This window comes from Muriicola sp. E247 (assembly GCF_041358175.1).
In the GTDB taxonomy this organism is placed as follows: Bacteria; Bacteroidota; Bacteroidia; order Flavobacteriales; family Flavobacteriaceae; genus Muriicola.
In genome coordinates this window covers 37,512-51,005 of record NZ_JBGKBE010000002.1, presented here as the reverse complement: position 1 = coordinate 51,005, position 13,494 = coordinate 37,512, and the positions used below count along the sequence as shown (strand labels likewise).

At 41.2% G+C, this 13,494-nt stretch carries 15 protein-coding genes; 9 read left to right on the top strand and 6 right to left on the bottom strand.

Annotation, left to right across the window (positions count from 1 at the left end):
• Positions 1–42: 42 nt before the first annotated feature.
• The gene (gene smpB / locus ACA086_RS03790; protein WP_371002019.1) at positions 43–504 is read left to right on the top strand and encodes an SsrA-binding protein SmpB; all 462 of its coding nucleotides are present in this window, start codon (positions 43–45) and stop codon (positions 502–504) included.
• Positions 505–518: 14 nt separating this feature from the next.
• Here smpB and ACA086_RS03785 read toward each other — a convergent pair whose 3' ends face one another.
• Complete coding sequence (locus tag ACA086_RS03785) at positions 519–1,160, bottom strand: protein-L-isoaspartate(D-aspartate) O-methyltransferase (RefSeq protein WP_371002018.1); 642 nt, start codon at positions 1,158–1,160, stop codon at positions 519–521.
• Between the two features lie 113 nt (positions 1,161–1,273).
• Here ACA086_RS03785 and ACA086_RS03780 point away from each other — a divergent pair, with 113 nt between their 5' ends.
• The 8 genes from ACA086_RS03780 to ACA086_RS03745 are packed head-to-tail and all read left to right on the top strand — an operon-like array spanning position 1,274 to position 8,461.
• Entirely contained in the window at positions 1,274–2,233 is a 960-nt protein-coding gene (locus ACA086_RS03780; protein WP_371002017.1) for a Gfo/Idh/MocA family protein, read from the top strand.
• 29 nt (positions 2,234–2,262) lie between these two features.
• Positions 2,263–3,156, top strand: coding sequence for a 3-hydroxyacyl-CoA dehydrogenase family protein (locus ACA086_RS03775; protein WP_371002016.1), 894 nt, complete (start codon positions 2,263–2,265; stop codon positions 3,154–3,156).
• Positions 3,156–4,391, top strand: coding sequence for a DUF1015 domain-containing protein (locus tag ACA086_RS03770; protein ID WP_371002015.1), 1,236 nt, complete (start codon positions 3,156–3,158; stop codon positions 4,389–4,391). Before ACA086_RS03775 ends, ACA086_RS03770 begins: the two co-directional genes overlap by 1 nt.
• An 8-nt stretch (positions 4,392–4,399) precedes the next feature.
• Positions 4,400–5,053 (top strand): YggS family pyridoxal phosphate-dependent enzyme, encoded by a 654-nt coding sequence (locus ACA086_RS03765; protein ID WP_371002014.1) that lies wholly within the window; start codon positions 4,400–4,402, stop codon positions 5,051–5,053.
• 34 nt (positions 5,054–5,087) lie between these two features.
• Positions 5,088–6,218: an exonuclease domain-containing protein gene (locus ACA086_RS03760; RefSeq protein ID WP_369749592.1), complete on the top strand. Its 1,131-nt coding sequence runs from the start codon at positions 5,088–5,090 to the stop codon at positions 6,216–6,218.
• Positions 6,218–7,051, top strand: coding sequence for an ion transporter (locus tag ACA086_RS03755; protein WP_371002013.1), 834 nt, complete (start codon positions 6,218–6,220; stop codon positions 7,049–7,051). Before ACA086_RS03760 ends, ACA086_RS03755 begins: the two co-directional genes overlap by 1 nt.
• A complete protein-coding gene (gene miaA, locus ACA086_RS03750) occupies positions 7,051–7,983 on the top strand; it encodes a tRNA (adenosine(37)-N6)-dimethylallyltransferase MiaA (RefSeq protein ID WP_371002012.1) in 933 nt (310 codons plus the stop codon). The genes ACA086_RS03755 and miaA overlap by 1 nt, the downstream gene beginning before the upstream one ends.
• Positions 7,958–8,461, top strand: coding sequence for a gluconokinase (locus ACA086_RS03745; RefSeq protein WP_371002011.1), 504 nt, complete (start codon positions 7,958–7,960; stop codon positions 8,459–8,461). Before miaA ends, ACA086_RS03745 begins: the two co-directional genes overlap by 26 nt.
• A 41-nt stretch (positions 8,462–8,502) precedes the next feature.
• On the opposite strand, the gene ACA086_RS03740 is transcribed toward ACA086_RS03745, so the two are convergent.
• From ACA086_RS03740 to ACA086_RS03720, 5 genes are all read right to left on the bottom strand, one after another.
• Positions 8,503–9,222 (bottom strand): response regulator transcription factor, encoded by a 720-nt coding sequence (locus ACA086_RS03740; RefSeq protein ID WP_369749596.1) that lies wholly within the window; start codon positions 9,220–9,222, stop codon positions 8,503–8,505.
• 6 nt (positions 9,223–9,228) lie between these two features.
• Positions 9,229–10,806 (bottom strand): sensor histidine kinase, encoded by a 1,578-nt coding sequence (locus ACA086_RS03735; protein ID WP_371002010.1) that lies wholly within the window; start codon positions 10,804–10,806, stop codon positions 9,229–9,231.
• Between the two features lie 72 nt (positions 10,807–10,878).
• A complete protein-coding gene (gene coaE, locus ACA086_RS03730; protein ID WP_371002009.1) occupies positions 10,879–11,472 on the bottom strand; it encodes a dephospho-CoA kinase in 594 nt (197 codons plus the stop codon).
• Positions 11,469–12,425 carry a YbbR-like domain-containing protein gene (locus tag ACA086_RS03725; RefSeq protein WP_371002008.1) on the bottom strand — a complete coding sequence of 319 codons (957 nt, stop codon included), beginning with the start codon at positions 12,423–12,425 and terminating at the stop codon, positions 11,469–11,471. Before ACA086_RS03725 ends, coaE begins: the two co-directional genes overlap by 4 nt.
• Before the next feature lie 2 nt (positions 12,426–12,427).
• Positions 12,428–13,432, bottom strand: coding sequence for a glycosyltransferase family 2 protein (locus ACA086_RS03720; protein ID WP_371002007.1), 1,005 nt, complete (start codon positions 13,430–13,432; stop codon positions 12,428–12,430).
• Positions 13,433–13,494: the final 62 nt, after the last annotated feature.

Sequence of the window (13,494 nt, the reverse complement as noted above, 5' to 3'; positions counted from 1 at the left end):
CGAACCCTGCACTGAAGGAATTGTTCTTATTTTTGTCCTGCCATGCAGAAGAAAATCAATATTAAGAATAAAAAGGCGCGTTTCGAGTATGAATTACTCGAGACACATATCGCCGGTATCGTCCTGGCCGGTACTGAAATCAAATCCCTTCGGCTGGGCAAAGCCTCCATTACAGAGAGCTTCTGTGAATTCAATGAAGCTGGAGAATTATTCGTGATCAATATGCAAATTGATGAATATTCACATGCCACTCATTTCAACCATCAGCCCAAGGCTTCCCGAAAACTTTTGCTCAATAAAAATGAATTAAAGAAATTACACAAAGAGGTGAAAGCAACCGGCCTTACTATAATTCCTCTTTCCCTTTTTATCAACGACAGAGGCCTGGCAAAAATGAAGATCGCCCTGGCTAGAGGAAAAAAACTGTACGACAAACGGGAGTCTATAAAAGACAGGGAATCTAAAGTACGTCTGGACAGAATTAAAAAGAGTTTTAATAATTAAGCAAAAGAAGATTTTTAGTTTTTATCCTCCAGTAAAGGGACAAACCGGAAGTTTCCAAACGCTTCACGCTCAAATTCCGTCTCTGATTTGCGGGTGATCCGCATCATTACCTGGTCGTCCTCCCCAACGGGAATTACCATTTTACCCCCGATTTTGAGTTGTGACAACAATTTCCTGGGCACTTCAGGAGCCCCGGCTGTAACGATAATCCTGTCGAAAGGAGCGTGTTCGGGCAGCCCCTTGTAACCGTCTCCAAACACAACTTTTTTAGGGCGATACCCCATTTTTTTAAAGAAAATATTGGTCTTTTTAAAAAGTTCAAGCTGTCTTTCAATAGTGTACACCTTAGTTTTCAGATGCAACAATACAGCCGTCTGATACCCGCTTCCTGTGCCAATCTCCAGCATTTTTTGACCAGGTAACACCTCCAATAGTTCGGTTTGAAAAGCCACTGTGTAAGGCTGGGAAATGGTCTGGTCTGCTGCGATGGGAAAGGGCTTATCCTGATAGGCATGGTCTTCAAAACTACTGTCCATAAACAGATGTCTTGGAATACTGCGAATAGCATCAATGACTTTTTTATCCTTAATGCCCTTGGCTGCGACTGAATCTGCCAATTTATTCCGCATGCCCTGATGTTTAAAGGTATCTTTCAAGAAGCTAAGATTTAATGGATGTTCTTCTGCTCTGTGTAAAGTTACCACATTTCAGATTTTTAGTCTGAGTTGGATTAAGATTAATCTCCGTATTTTTGACAAAATTTTGAACTATGCTGAAAGTAGGTGTGTTAGGTGCCGGACATCTGGGCAAGATCCATCTTAGATTGTTAAATGAATCTTCAGAATACGAGTTAATAGGATTTTACGATGCAGATCCTATAAATGGTAAAAATGTTGAAAAAGAATTCGGATATCCATATTTCGACAATATCAACACCCTGATAGAGGCTGTAGAAGTAGTTGATATTGTAACTCCCACCCTTTCCCATTATGATTGTGCTAAAAAAGCCATGGAAAAAGGGAAACACGTTTTCCTGGAAAAGCCCATAACCAAGACGCTTGAAGAGGCTGAGAAACTTATCGAGCTGGAAAAGCAGTACGGAGTAAAAGGACAGGTTGGACACGTAGAGCGCTTTAATCCTGCTTTTACAGCGGTAAAAGACCTCATTCACAACCCAATGTTTATTGAAACCCACCGACTTGCCGAATTCAATCCAAGAGGAACAGATGTTCCCGTGGTCCTCGATTTAATGATTCATGACATCGATGCAATATTAAGTGTGGTCCCGTCTGAAGTAAAAGATATACACGCCAGTGGGGTATCCGTCATCAGCAACTCTCCTGATATTGCCAATGCCCGTATCGAATTCGAAAACGGATGTGTTGCCAACCTGACAGCCAGCCGGATTTCCCTGAAGAATATGAGGAAATCCCGATTTTTTCAGCGCGATGCCTATATCTCTGTCGACTTTCTGGAGAAAAAAGTAGAAGTTGTTAAGATGAAAGACGCCCCCGAAAGTCCGGGAGAATTTGATATGATCCTGCAAAATGCTGAAGGAGTAAAGAAGCAAATCTATTTTGAGAATCCGGAGATCAGGACTAATAATGCGATTCTTGATGAGCTGGAAACCTTCGCTAATGCCATCAATCAGGATACAAGGCCGGAAGTAACCTTAAGCGACGGGACCAAGGCCCTGAAGGTAGCCTTGCAGGTGATAGCATCATTCTGATTTTTCGAACATATTATAATTAAACACTAATGAAGAACATTACTGTAATCGGAGCAGGAACAATGGGAAACGGAATTGCCCATGTTTTTGCTCAAAAGAATTTTAAGGTCACCCTTGTCGATATTGCGGAAAAAGCCATCGAGCAAGGGATGAATACAATACGTAAAAACCTGGATCGCATGGTCCAAAAGGAAATCCTAAATGAGGAACAGCTTAACTCAGCCCTTCAAAATATAAATACATCCACAGATCTGGCCAAAGCCGTTGCCGATGCCGACCTGGTTGTGGAAGCTGCCAGTGAAAATCTGGATATAAAACTCAGGATCTTTAAGGATCTCGACTCTTTATGTCCTCCCGATACGATACTGGCTTCTAATACCTCTTCGATTTCTATCACTCAGATAGGAGCTGCGACCCAAAGACCCGACAAGGTCATAGGGATGCATTTTATGAACCCGGTTCCCATCATGAAACTTGTGGAAATCATCAGGGGTTATTCCACGTCTGATAACACAGCTAAAACGATCATGGCGTTATCTCAAAAGCTGGACAAGACCCCTACAGAGGTAAATGACTACCCCGGATTTGTGTCTAACAGGATTTTAATGCCAATGATTAACGAAGCTATAGAAACTCTTTATAACGGAGTGGCCGGGGTGGAAGAAATCGATACCGTAATGAAACTGGGAATGGCGCATCCCATGGGACCCCTGCAACTAGCTGATTTTATCGGCCTGGATGTCTGTCTTTCTATTCTCCAGGTGCTTTACGACGGTTTTAAAAACCCAAAATACGCACCCTGCCCTCTGCTTACCAATATGGTCATGGCAGGAAAACTAGGCGTTAAATCAGGGGAAGGATTTTACGATTATGCCGAATCGAGAAAAGCAGAGAAAGTTGCTGCACAATTCAAAAAGGCATAATGGCAATTGTTAAACCCTTCAAAGCCATTCGGCCGGCGGCAGACAAAGTTGCACACGTAACTTCCCGCTCTTACGAGGCCTATTCCAAAGAGGAGTTAAAGGCTATTTTAAAGTTCAATCCTTTTTCATTTCTACATATTATCAATCCGGGCTTTAAATTTCATAAAAAAGTATCGGGAGCAGAACGCTTCAAGCTTGTCCATAACCGATATATGGAGTTTCTCGAGGAAAAGGTATATGTGAAGGACAATGAGGCTAGTTTTTATCTCTACCAGATAAAAAAGAACAGTTTTAGCTGTTGCGGGATTTTTTGTGCTACCAGTGTGGCAGATTACAGAAAGAACATCATTAAAAAACACGAAAATACCATCGAAAGCAGGGAACGACTTTTTGCACAGTACCTTGATACCGTAAAATTCAATGCAGAACCAGTATTGATGACCTATCCTGATCATCCTACACTGGCCGGAATTATTAATAACACTAAAAAGGAAACTCCGGTATACCATTTTACAACACCTGATAGAACCACGCATTTTCTTTGGAAAATATCATCCCCTGAGGCTGTAAATGCCATTGTAAAGGCATTTTCCCAGATAGACAGCCTTTATATCGCCGACGGGCATCACCGAAGTGCATCCTCTGAATTACTGGCCCAATGGCATGAGGCTAAAAATCCCAAACACAACGGGAAAGAAGCCTATAACTATTTTATGAGCTACCTCATCCCTGAAAGCGAAATCAGGATATTTGAATTTAACAGGCTGGTAAAAGATCTGAACGGCCATTCCAAAGAATCCTTTCTGGTAAAACTCGATGAATTGTACCGCATCAAAAAAACAGATCTGGAATTGTACAAACCGACTAAAAAACATCATTTCAGCATGTATTTAGACGGGGATTTCTATTCCCTGTATCTGCGGAAAAATGTCCTTCCACTGGATGATCCACTGAGTAAACTCGATACTCATATTCTTTACAAAACCATACTCGAGCCTATTCTTGGAATTAAAGACCTGCGCAACGATAAACGTATTCGGTATGGGTATGGAAAACACAATGTCCTGCGGATGAAAACAGAAATCGACAAAGGAAATTTTGAAGTTGGCTTCAACCTGGTTCCTATCACCATGACCGAAATAAAGGCCATTGCAGATGCACAATTGGTGATGCCACCCAAGAGCACTTATATAGAACCAAAATTGAAAAGCGGACTTACCATCTACGAATTATAACTCAAACAATGTCCATTGCAGAGAATTTAAAAAAGATTAAAAATGAGCTCCCTGAGAAGGTAACGCTGGTTGCTGTATCCAAGACCAAGTCGGAGAAAGAAATCCTTCAGGCCTATAAAACAGGGCATCGAGTCTTTGGCGAGAACAAAGTTCAGGAGATGACTGAAAAATGGGAGTCTTTACCCAAGGATATTGAATGGCATATGATAGGCCATGTCCAGCGAAACAAAGTAAAATACATGGCACCCTTTGTCTCCCTGATACATGGCGTAGATAGTTTAAAGCTCCTCAGGGAAGTAAATAAACAAGGGAGAAAGCACAATCGGGTGATCCCCTGTCTGCTGCAAATCTTTATCGCTGAGGAGGAAACAAAATTCGGCCTTGACGAACAGGAACTGCAAGAACTTCTGGGGAGTAATGAGTTAAAAGACCTTTCCCATGTAAAAATAAAAGGATTGATGGGGATGGCGACTTTTACGGATAATAAAGAACAAATCCGGAAAGAATTCCATTCCCTGAAAACAATGTTTGAGGCTCTGAAAACTGTACTCCCAGATATCTCAATTCTTTCTATGGGAATGAGCGGGGATTACAAAATTGCCATAGAAGAAGGCAGTACCATGGTAAGGATAGGAAGTAGTATCTTTGGAGCAAGATCTTAAATCGCAGAAAGAAGGAGCAAATTCAGCCCAACCTATGTACTCAATTTTAGACATAGAAACTACAGGAGGAAAGTACAACGAAGAAGGAATTACGGAAATCGCCATCCATAAATTTGATGGCCATAAAGTAATTGATCAGTTTATCTCCCTGGTTAACCCTGAACGTGAGATACAGCCCTTTGTAGTGAATCTGACAGGCATCAACAGTAAAATGCTCCAAACAGCTCCGAAGTTCCATGAAGTAGCCAAACGCATAGTTGAAATAACCCAGGATACCACCATTGTTGCCCATAATGCCCAATTTGATTACCGGATACTCCGAACAGAGTTCAGGCGACTTGGATATAATTTTGAACGTAAAACCCTGTGCACAGTAGATCTTGCAAAAAAGCTAATTCCGGAAGCAGAATCGCATAGTCTTGGAAAGTTGGTGAGATCCTTGGGCATTCCAGTTAGTGACCGCCACCGGGCAAATGGCGATGCCCTGGCCACTCTTAAACTATTCAAAATATTACTTACAAAAGATCTCAACAAAGAGATCATCAGCGAAGTCACACGAGAAGAAACCCATGGAGAATTAACGCACAGGCAATTAAAAATTGTAGATCAGATGCCATCGGAAACCGGGGTGTATTACATGTACAATAAGGATAGAAAGATAATATACAGCGGAAAGAGTACGAATATCAAGAAAAGGGTAAATGAACATTTTACTTCAGACACCTCCCTTTGCAGAACCATACAAAAAGAAACTCGTAAAGTAACCTTTGAACTTACCGGAAATGAGCTTGTTGCCTACCTTAAGCTTACTGAAGTGATCAAGAGAAATCCCCCAAAATATCCTTTAAGAGGGGAAGATATCAGAATAGATCTAAATCTCAACAGCCAGGAAATTGACGATACTGACGTATATTCTATTGCAGGGAAAGACTTAATGGTCGTAGATAAAGGCAGAGAGACAGGGGAACGCAGTGCAATCCTGATTAAAAATGGACATTTAAAAGGTATAGGCTTCTATGAATTAAATCACCAAATCAATAATATTCATATCTTGGAATCTTTATTGACACCTATGCAGGGAAGCAGGGATATATCAAGGCAAATTTCCTTCTATTTAACCCATAGACAAGTCCTGAACATTATAGATCTGAATTCTAAAAATTAATGCAGAACCGACCCCACAAAGACTGGAAGGCTAAACTACACGAGATTATCTACGGCACACATACCCCGGCCGGAAAGTTGTTCGATATTGTTCTTCTGATAGTGATCCTTTACAGTGTGATCATAGTAATGTTGGAGAGCGATTCGCGATTTGACGTGAAATATCACGGATTTTTAAATATCTCGGAATGGATCGTCACTATTCTGTTTACCATAGAATACATTCTGAGGATTATTTGTATTAAAACGCCACGGAAGTATATTTTCAGTTTTTTTGGAATCATCGATTTACTATCTACCATTCCTAAATATTTATCCTTTTTCATTATCGGATCCCAATACGTTGCAGCTTTCAGGGCTTTGCGACTCTTACGGATTTTCAGGATTTTGAAATTGGTGAGGTTTGTTGGAGAATCTAATAATCTGATCAGGGCTCTGAAAGCCAGCAGAGCTAAAATCTTTGTCTTTGTATTTTTTATCCTTGTTTTATCGGTTTTACTAGGCACCATCATGTACCTTGTAGAAGGTCCTGAGCACGGTTTTAACAGCATCCCTCATAGTGTTTACTGGACTATTGTTACGCTTACCACTGTGGGATACGGCGATATCTCCCCACAAACCGGATTGGGACAGATGATTGCAACCATAATCATGATTGTTGGTTATGGGGTCATTGCTGTACCCACGGGGATTGTTAGTGCAGAATACGCTTCTTCCAATCGGAAAGAAAAAGGAAAAAAGAAAGAAAAAGCCTGTGACGAATGCGGGACGGTCATCCTGAAGAAAGATGCTCACTACTGTAGGGTTTGCGGATTCAGGTTAATTGAAGACTAATGGCGCAAAAAACCCTTTTGGTGATTGTCGGGCCAACTGGGATCGGTAAAACTTCTCTGGCAATACAACTTGCCTCTCACTTTAAATCCGAAATTCTTTCAGCTGATTCCAGGCAGTTTTTTAAGGAAATGAGCATCGGTACTGCCGTACCCTCCCAAAATGAACTCGAAAGTGTACCCCATCATTTTATCCATCAAATCAGTATTCAAAAAGACTATTCAGTAGGAGATTTTGAAAGGGATGCCATTGAAAAACTGAATGAACTTTTTAAGATTCATGATATAGTATTGCTGGTTGGTGGGAGTGGACTTTACGTCGACGCCGTTGTTTATGGAATTGATTCTTTTCCGAAGATAAAGCCCGGGCTGCGAACGAAACTTCAGAGTGAAATGGAAGCCCATGGATTGGAACCTCTGCAAAATGAATTGAAACTTACAGACCCTGTGTACTACGAAAAGGTGGATCTGAAGAATCCACATCGAGTTCTCAGGGCCCTTGAAGTGATCAGGACAACGGGGAAGCCGTTTTCGGGCTTTCTGGGAAAGGGCAAGGCTAAAAGACCTTTTCATTCTCTCATTCTGGGGCTGGAAGCCCCAAGAGAAGTCGTCTATAACAGAATAAATGCCCGTGTGGATAAAATGATGGCTGCTGGCTTATTGGATGAAGTAAAGACCCTGAAGGAGTTTGAACACCTCAATGCCATGCAAACCGTTGGATACAAAGAACTTTTTAGTTATCTAAAGGGGGAAACAGGTTTGGATGAAGCAATCAGTGAAATAAAAAAGAACACACGCCGATTTGCGAAACGGCAGGGAACCTGGTTCAGGAAGAACAAGGACATGAAGTGGATTCCCCATGATATGGCCCTTACCGAAGTTATAAATTTGATAACAGAAACTTTAAAAGATGAGGAAAGAGGTGAATACTCATAGGATCTTTTATATAATGGGAGTTTCCGGATGTGGAAAATCGACCATAGGCCGGAAACTGGCCAGCACAATTTCACTCCCTTTTTTTGACGGAGATGACTATCACCCTGAAGAAAATATCGCCAAAATGTCTGAAGGCCTGCCCCTGAATGACCAGGATAGGAAAGCCTGGCTCGAAGCATTGAATTCCCTGGCACATGAGCATCAGCAAAAAGGAGCCGTAATCGCATGTTCAGCGCTTAAAAAAAGGTACAGAGATTTGTTGAATGACGACATCCTCCCGCCCCCGGTATGGGTGTACCTGGAAGGAAGCTACGAAACGATTTTAAACCGGCTGCAGCAAAGAAAAGGTCATTTTATGCCCACTGCCCTTCTAAAATCACAATTTGAAACCCTGGAGGCTCCGGAAGAAGCCATAAAGGTTGCTGTTACGCTATCACCTGAGGAAATCGTTGCGGAGATACTGAAACAACTGAAATAAAAAAAGGCAGCTAATCGCTGCCTTTTCATGTTTTGTGAAGATTAATCCTCCTTCTTATCATTCTTAACTACCAGTCTGAACCCTTCTCCATGTATGTTCAGGATTTCAACAACATCGTCCCTTTTGAGATATTTCCTCAATTTCGCAATATACACATCCATACTGCGAGAGGTAAAATAGTTGTCGTCTCTCCAGATTTTGGTAAGTGCCAGTTCTCGTGGCATTAAATCGTTCTCATGCAGTGCAAGAAGACGCAGAAGTTCATTTTCTTTTGGCGAGAGTTTAATGGGTTCTTCATCCTTGTATTTGAGGAATCTCAACTTGGAATTAAGGTGGAAATTTCCAATTTTAAACTCAAATTGCTTGCTGTCTGCCAAGGTGCTGGAGGCTTTTCTCTGAAGGATAGCTTTAAGTTTCATAAGGAGTACCTCAGAATCGAATGGCTTATTCAGATAGTCATCCGCCCCTGCCTTATAGCCCTTTAGAACGTCTTCTTTCATGGTTTTAGCCGTTAAGAATACGATAGGCACATTTTCGTTTTTATCCCTGATTTCCTTGGCGAGGGTAAACCCATCTTTATAGGGCATCATCACATCCAGGATACAGATGTCAAAATTATCTTTTTTAAATTTTTCAAAGCCTTCCATCCCGTTTTTAGCAAGGGTGACATCGAAATCATTCATAGAAAGATAATCCTTTAGTACAATTCCGAAATTCGGATCGTCCTCAACCAACAATATTTTCTTATTTACTGTTTCCATAGTATTTTATATTAAAGGCATTTTAATGTAGAAAGTGCTTCCTTTTCCTTTTTCACTTTCTGCATAAACCTCGCCCTGATGGTCTTCCACTATTTTTTTTACATAAGCTAATCCCAGCCCGTGTCCTTTAACGTTGTGTATATCCCCGGTATGTTCCCGGTAAAATTTTTCAAATACCTTTTTAAGTACGGCCTTACTCATTCCCGCACCCTGGTCCTGAATTTTTATGATCATATAATTATTTGCAAGCTCGGTATAGATATCAATTTTAGGTGCTTCCGGAGAATATTTGATGGCATTGTCCAGAATATTGACCAGAACATTCCCAAAATGCATGTCGTTAGCCAGTATCTCATCTCTTTCGGCATCCAGGTGCGTATTGATATACCCTCCCCTGTCGAGTACGATGAGCTCCACATGAGAAATGGCCTTGTGGATGAGTTCGTGCACCTTCACCCGGTCTTTGGAAATATCCAATTGATTTCTCTCGAGCTTTGATATTCTCAACACATTTTCAACCTGAGCGTGCATTCTTTTGTTTTCATCGCGTATCATCTGCAGATACCTCATCACCTTTTCCTGGTCTCCTATGATCTTTGGATTTCTGATCGCTTCTACTGCCAGATTTATGGTCGCGATTGGCGTCTTAAATTCATGGGTCATATTATTGATAAAATCCGATTTGATCTCAGAAATCTGTTTTTGCCGGATCAGCTGATAAATTGCGCTGGCATATGCAATCACGATTACCAGAGTGAACAATAAGGACAGAAAAGCCATTCCCATCACCGATTGCAAGAGAAATTTCTTCTTTTTAGGAAAAGTGAGCAGCAAAGCAAAATTACTACTGCCCTCGCTATTCTTAAAAATAGGTGCCTTATACACCGTCGATTCCCCAAATCTGAATCGCCTGGATTTTACCTTGGTAGGTAGTCCCTTACTGTAAATACCATACTGAAAATCAGTGTCGATGGTCATATTGATCAACTCCTGATTTAATAGAAGTTCAATCTCTTGTTTCGATACTCTTTTATGGATTGGTACATTTTCGGCATATTCCCTGTAAACATCATTAAATACTGCCTTGTCAACACTTGACAAGCCACCAATTTTTTCAAGTTTCTGAATTGGATTTAGCTTATACGCTTTTCCATCCAGGCCATATTCTTCCTTAAATATGGTTTTGGTACGCTTACTGGTAACATTTTTCAGCTGGGTGCTATCGCCCGAAGCATTGTCAAAGAACGTTGAAGCTATATTATAGTCCTCTTCTAAGATACCGTGTGAGTAGAATAGGATTTCATTCGAATTAATATCCCTATCAATAAAAAAGATATTGCTGAGATGCGAACTCTTGACCTCCCCCAAACTATCCTTCAGGCTGAGGAACCTGTCGGAGTAATCCCTCATCTCTCTCTCTTCAATCTTGTCAGTAACCCGATTGAGAACCTCTGCTATCGCATTTGAGAACTGTTCTTCTTTGTCATCTACCGACCGCTTTATCCAGTACAACTGCACTGAGATAATCCCTATAAGAGACAAGCTCATCAGGATAACAAGAAAAACAAATAATCGCTTATTCATTTTGCCGTAAAATTAAAAATTTAACATTTAGGGGATTGGCTGTTTAACCTAACCTTAACAAAAATGTTAAAATTATTGCTTAACCCTGGTCTTAATTAATTCCTCGTGGATTTTCCTGACCTTCTTATTAGTCCCCAAAAGGTCCGAATTGTGGATCACGTAGTCGGCCAGCGTTTTTTTCCTTTTTTCCGACCATTGGTGTTTCATGCGCTCCAGAATGTCTTTTTCAGAAAGCTGATCCCTTTGCTTAATGCGAATTATCCTGGTTTTTTTTGGAGCCGTTACCAGGATCATATGATCAAAATATTCATGCCCTCCGCTTTCAAAAAGGATGGCGGCCTCCTGAATCACATAAGGAGCCGATTGACGGTCTGCCCAATCTCTGAAGTCCTTTCTTACTGCCGGATGCACAACCTTATTTAATTCCTCTAGTAAAGCAGTATTTCCAAAAACCTTTTTAGCAATAAATGCCCGGTTGATTTGATCATTCTCATAGGCAGTAGCTCCGAAAAGAGCCTCTACGGCCTTCCTGACTTCAGTATTTTCATTCATGATTCTGCGAGCCTCTAAATCCGAATTGTACACCGGTATACCCAGCTCTTTGAACATTTTAGCAACCGTAGTTTTGCCACTTCCCATTCCCCCTGTGAGACCAACTTTCTTCATTCTCGCTTTAAGATAAATTCTACGCGGTCCTGCAATAGTTGTGAACTTGGAATCCCCTCCGGTTGCTGCGCCAGACGTACAGGAAGAAAAGCTGAATTTTCCTGTACTTCCTCCAGGTCTGCAATCACCTTAAAATCAGCTGGTGTTAAGTCCTTTAAAACTTCCAGTCTTGCTTTGCACAATACCTCCACACTATTTGGAAAGGTCCTTATCTGGGTACCCTCCGGCAGGTTAATTACTTCTACAGCCACTTCAAATATCTTTTCAGAAAATCTGAATACTTCAGCAGACAGCTGAATTTCCTGAACATCAAACCGTGTATTTGTAAGAGATTCGGGTTGTACCAATTTCAGGATTCTTGTAAAACTACCGTCAATTTCTGTCAGCTCTGTTTGTTCCGTATATATCCTTGCCAGGGTATCCAGTTCTTGTTCGGGTCCGGTCAATACTACAGAATCGGGTACTAGTTTTAAAGGGCCGTCCAGGAGGTAATTTTGTGCCAGTTGAATCCCCACATTCGGATACACCGGAATTTTTTTACTCACAAGACGGGAGAAATTGAGAAAAAGGGTATCGTCCCCCATTTGGACAACTGTCATATTCTCAGGTAAGACAGCCGCTATCTGATCCCTATAGTTCTGATTAGGAAGAAAGTACTGCTGGTTGCTATAAGCTACCTTGCTGAGATCAATCGGCAATTCTCCTGAGGTAAAACGCGAACTGAGGAATTGCCAGCCACTGCCACGTACGCTCAGGGTAATTTCCTTTTCAGAGGCGTTCATCAACATCAGTGAATCCGGTGTATTTACAAAGCTTAGTTCAAATGTGATCCTTTCGGTATAGGTTTCTGATAGCTGACTGATAAGCCAGGCGCCAAAAGAACAGATTAACAGGATTACAAAAACCTTTACTTTGCGTTTAGTAGCTCCTTTCAAGGTTTTTTTTGCGGTCATGATTATTCTTTAAAAAATAAGGCGGGAAATAGTTCCTGAGGTTTCTTTCTACTAAAAGTAAGTAAGAATGTCGATTTAAAAAAACCTACTCCATAAGCAATAAACTGAATACATACTGCAAATATGGAAAGTATTGCGATAGAAACAGATCTGTTTCTATACCAGGAATCTATCAGAATCACTGCAAAGTAAAACAGGTACAAATAGAGGAACCAGTAATATCCAAGTACAGCGAGTCCCAGAGCAAGCAGCATACCAAGAGAGAAAAATGTTGGCAGCCAATAGGTGAATCGGGCCGTGCCCCTGTGCCATGAATTGAGAATTGGTCTTACCATTCCAAATTTCCTTACCTGTAGGTAGAATTTATTAAAATCGATCCTTCTTTTATGATAGACCCTGGCCTCCGGAATGAGTTTTGATTGAAATCCGAGTTTCCAGAGCCGGATGGTGAGATCAGGATCTTCTCCTGGATGTATTTGGCCAAAGCCGCCCGACTTTTCAAAAGCTTCTCTTGAAATACCCATATTAAAACTCCTCGGCTGGAATTTGCCGGCCGCTTTTTTATTGCCCCTAATCCCACCGGTTGTCAATATGGAAGTCATGGCATAGTTAATGGCTTTCTGGGTAGGTGTAAAATCAGGGTGCGCTGTATCCGGTCCTCCGAAGAAATCCACGTAATCCTGTTTAAGAGAAGAGTTTATAACACTAAGATATTCGGGCGGAAGCAGACAGTCTGAGTCGAGAATGATAAAATAATTCCCTTTCGCCTTCTTCATCCCGTAATTCCTGGAATCCCCCGGTCCGCTGTTCTCCTTGTAGTAATATTGAATATTTAATTTCCCAAGAAAAGAATGTACGATTTCTTCCGAGCGATCCTGAGAACCGTCTTCCACAATCACAATTTCATACTTCTGGTCGTAGGTCTGCTTATCGAGACTCTGCAGAAGTTCTTTTATTTCTTCGGGTCTGTTATAAACCGGAATGATCAGCGAGAAAAAGGGTTCCATCGGAAATTTTTAAAAGAAAGGCCATCCTGTTCCGGGATGGCCATGTTTTGCTGTAGTCTGTA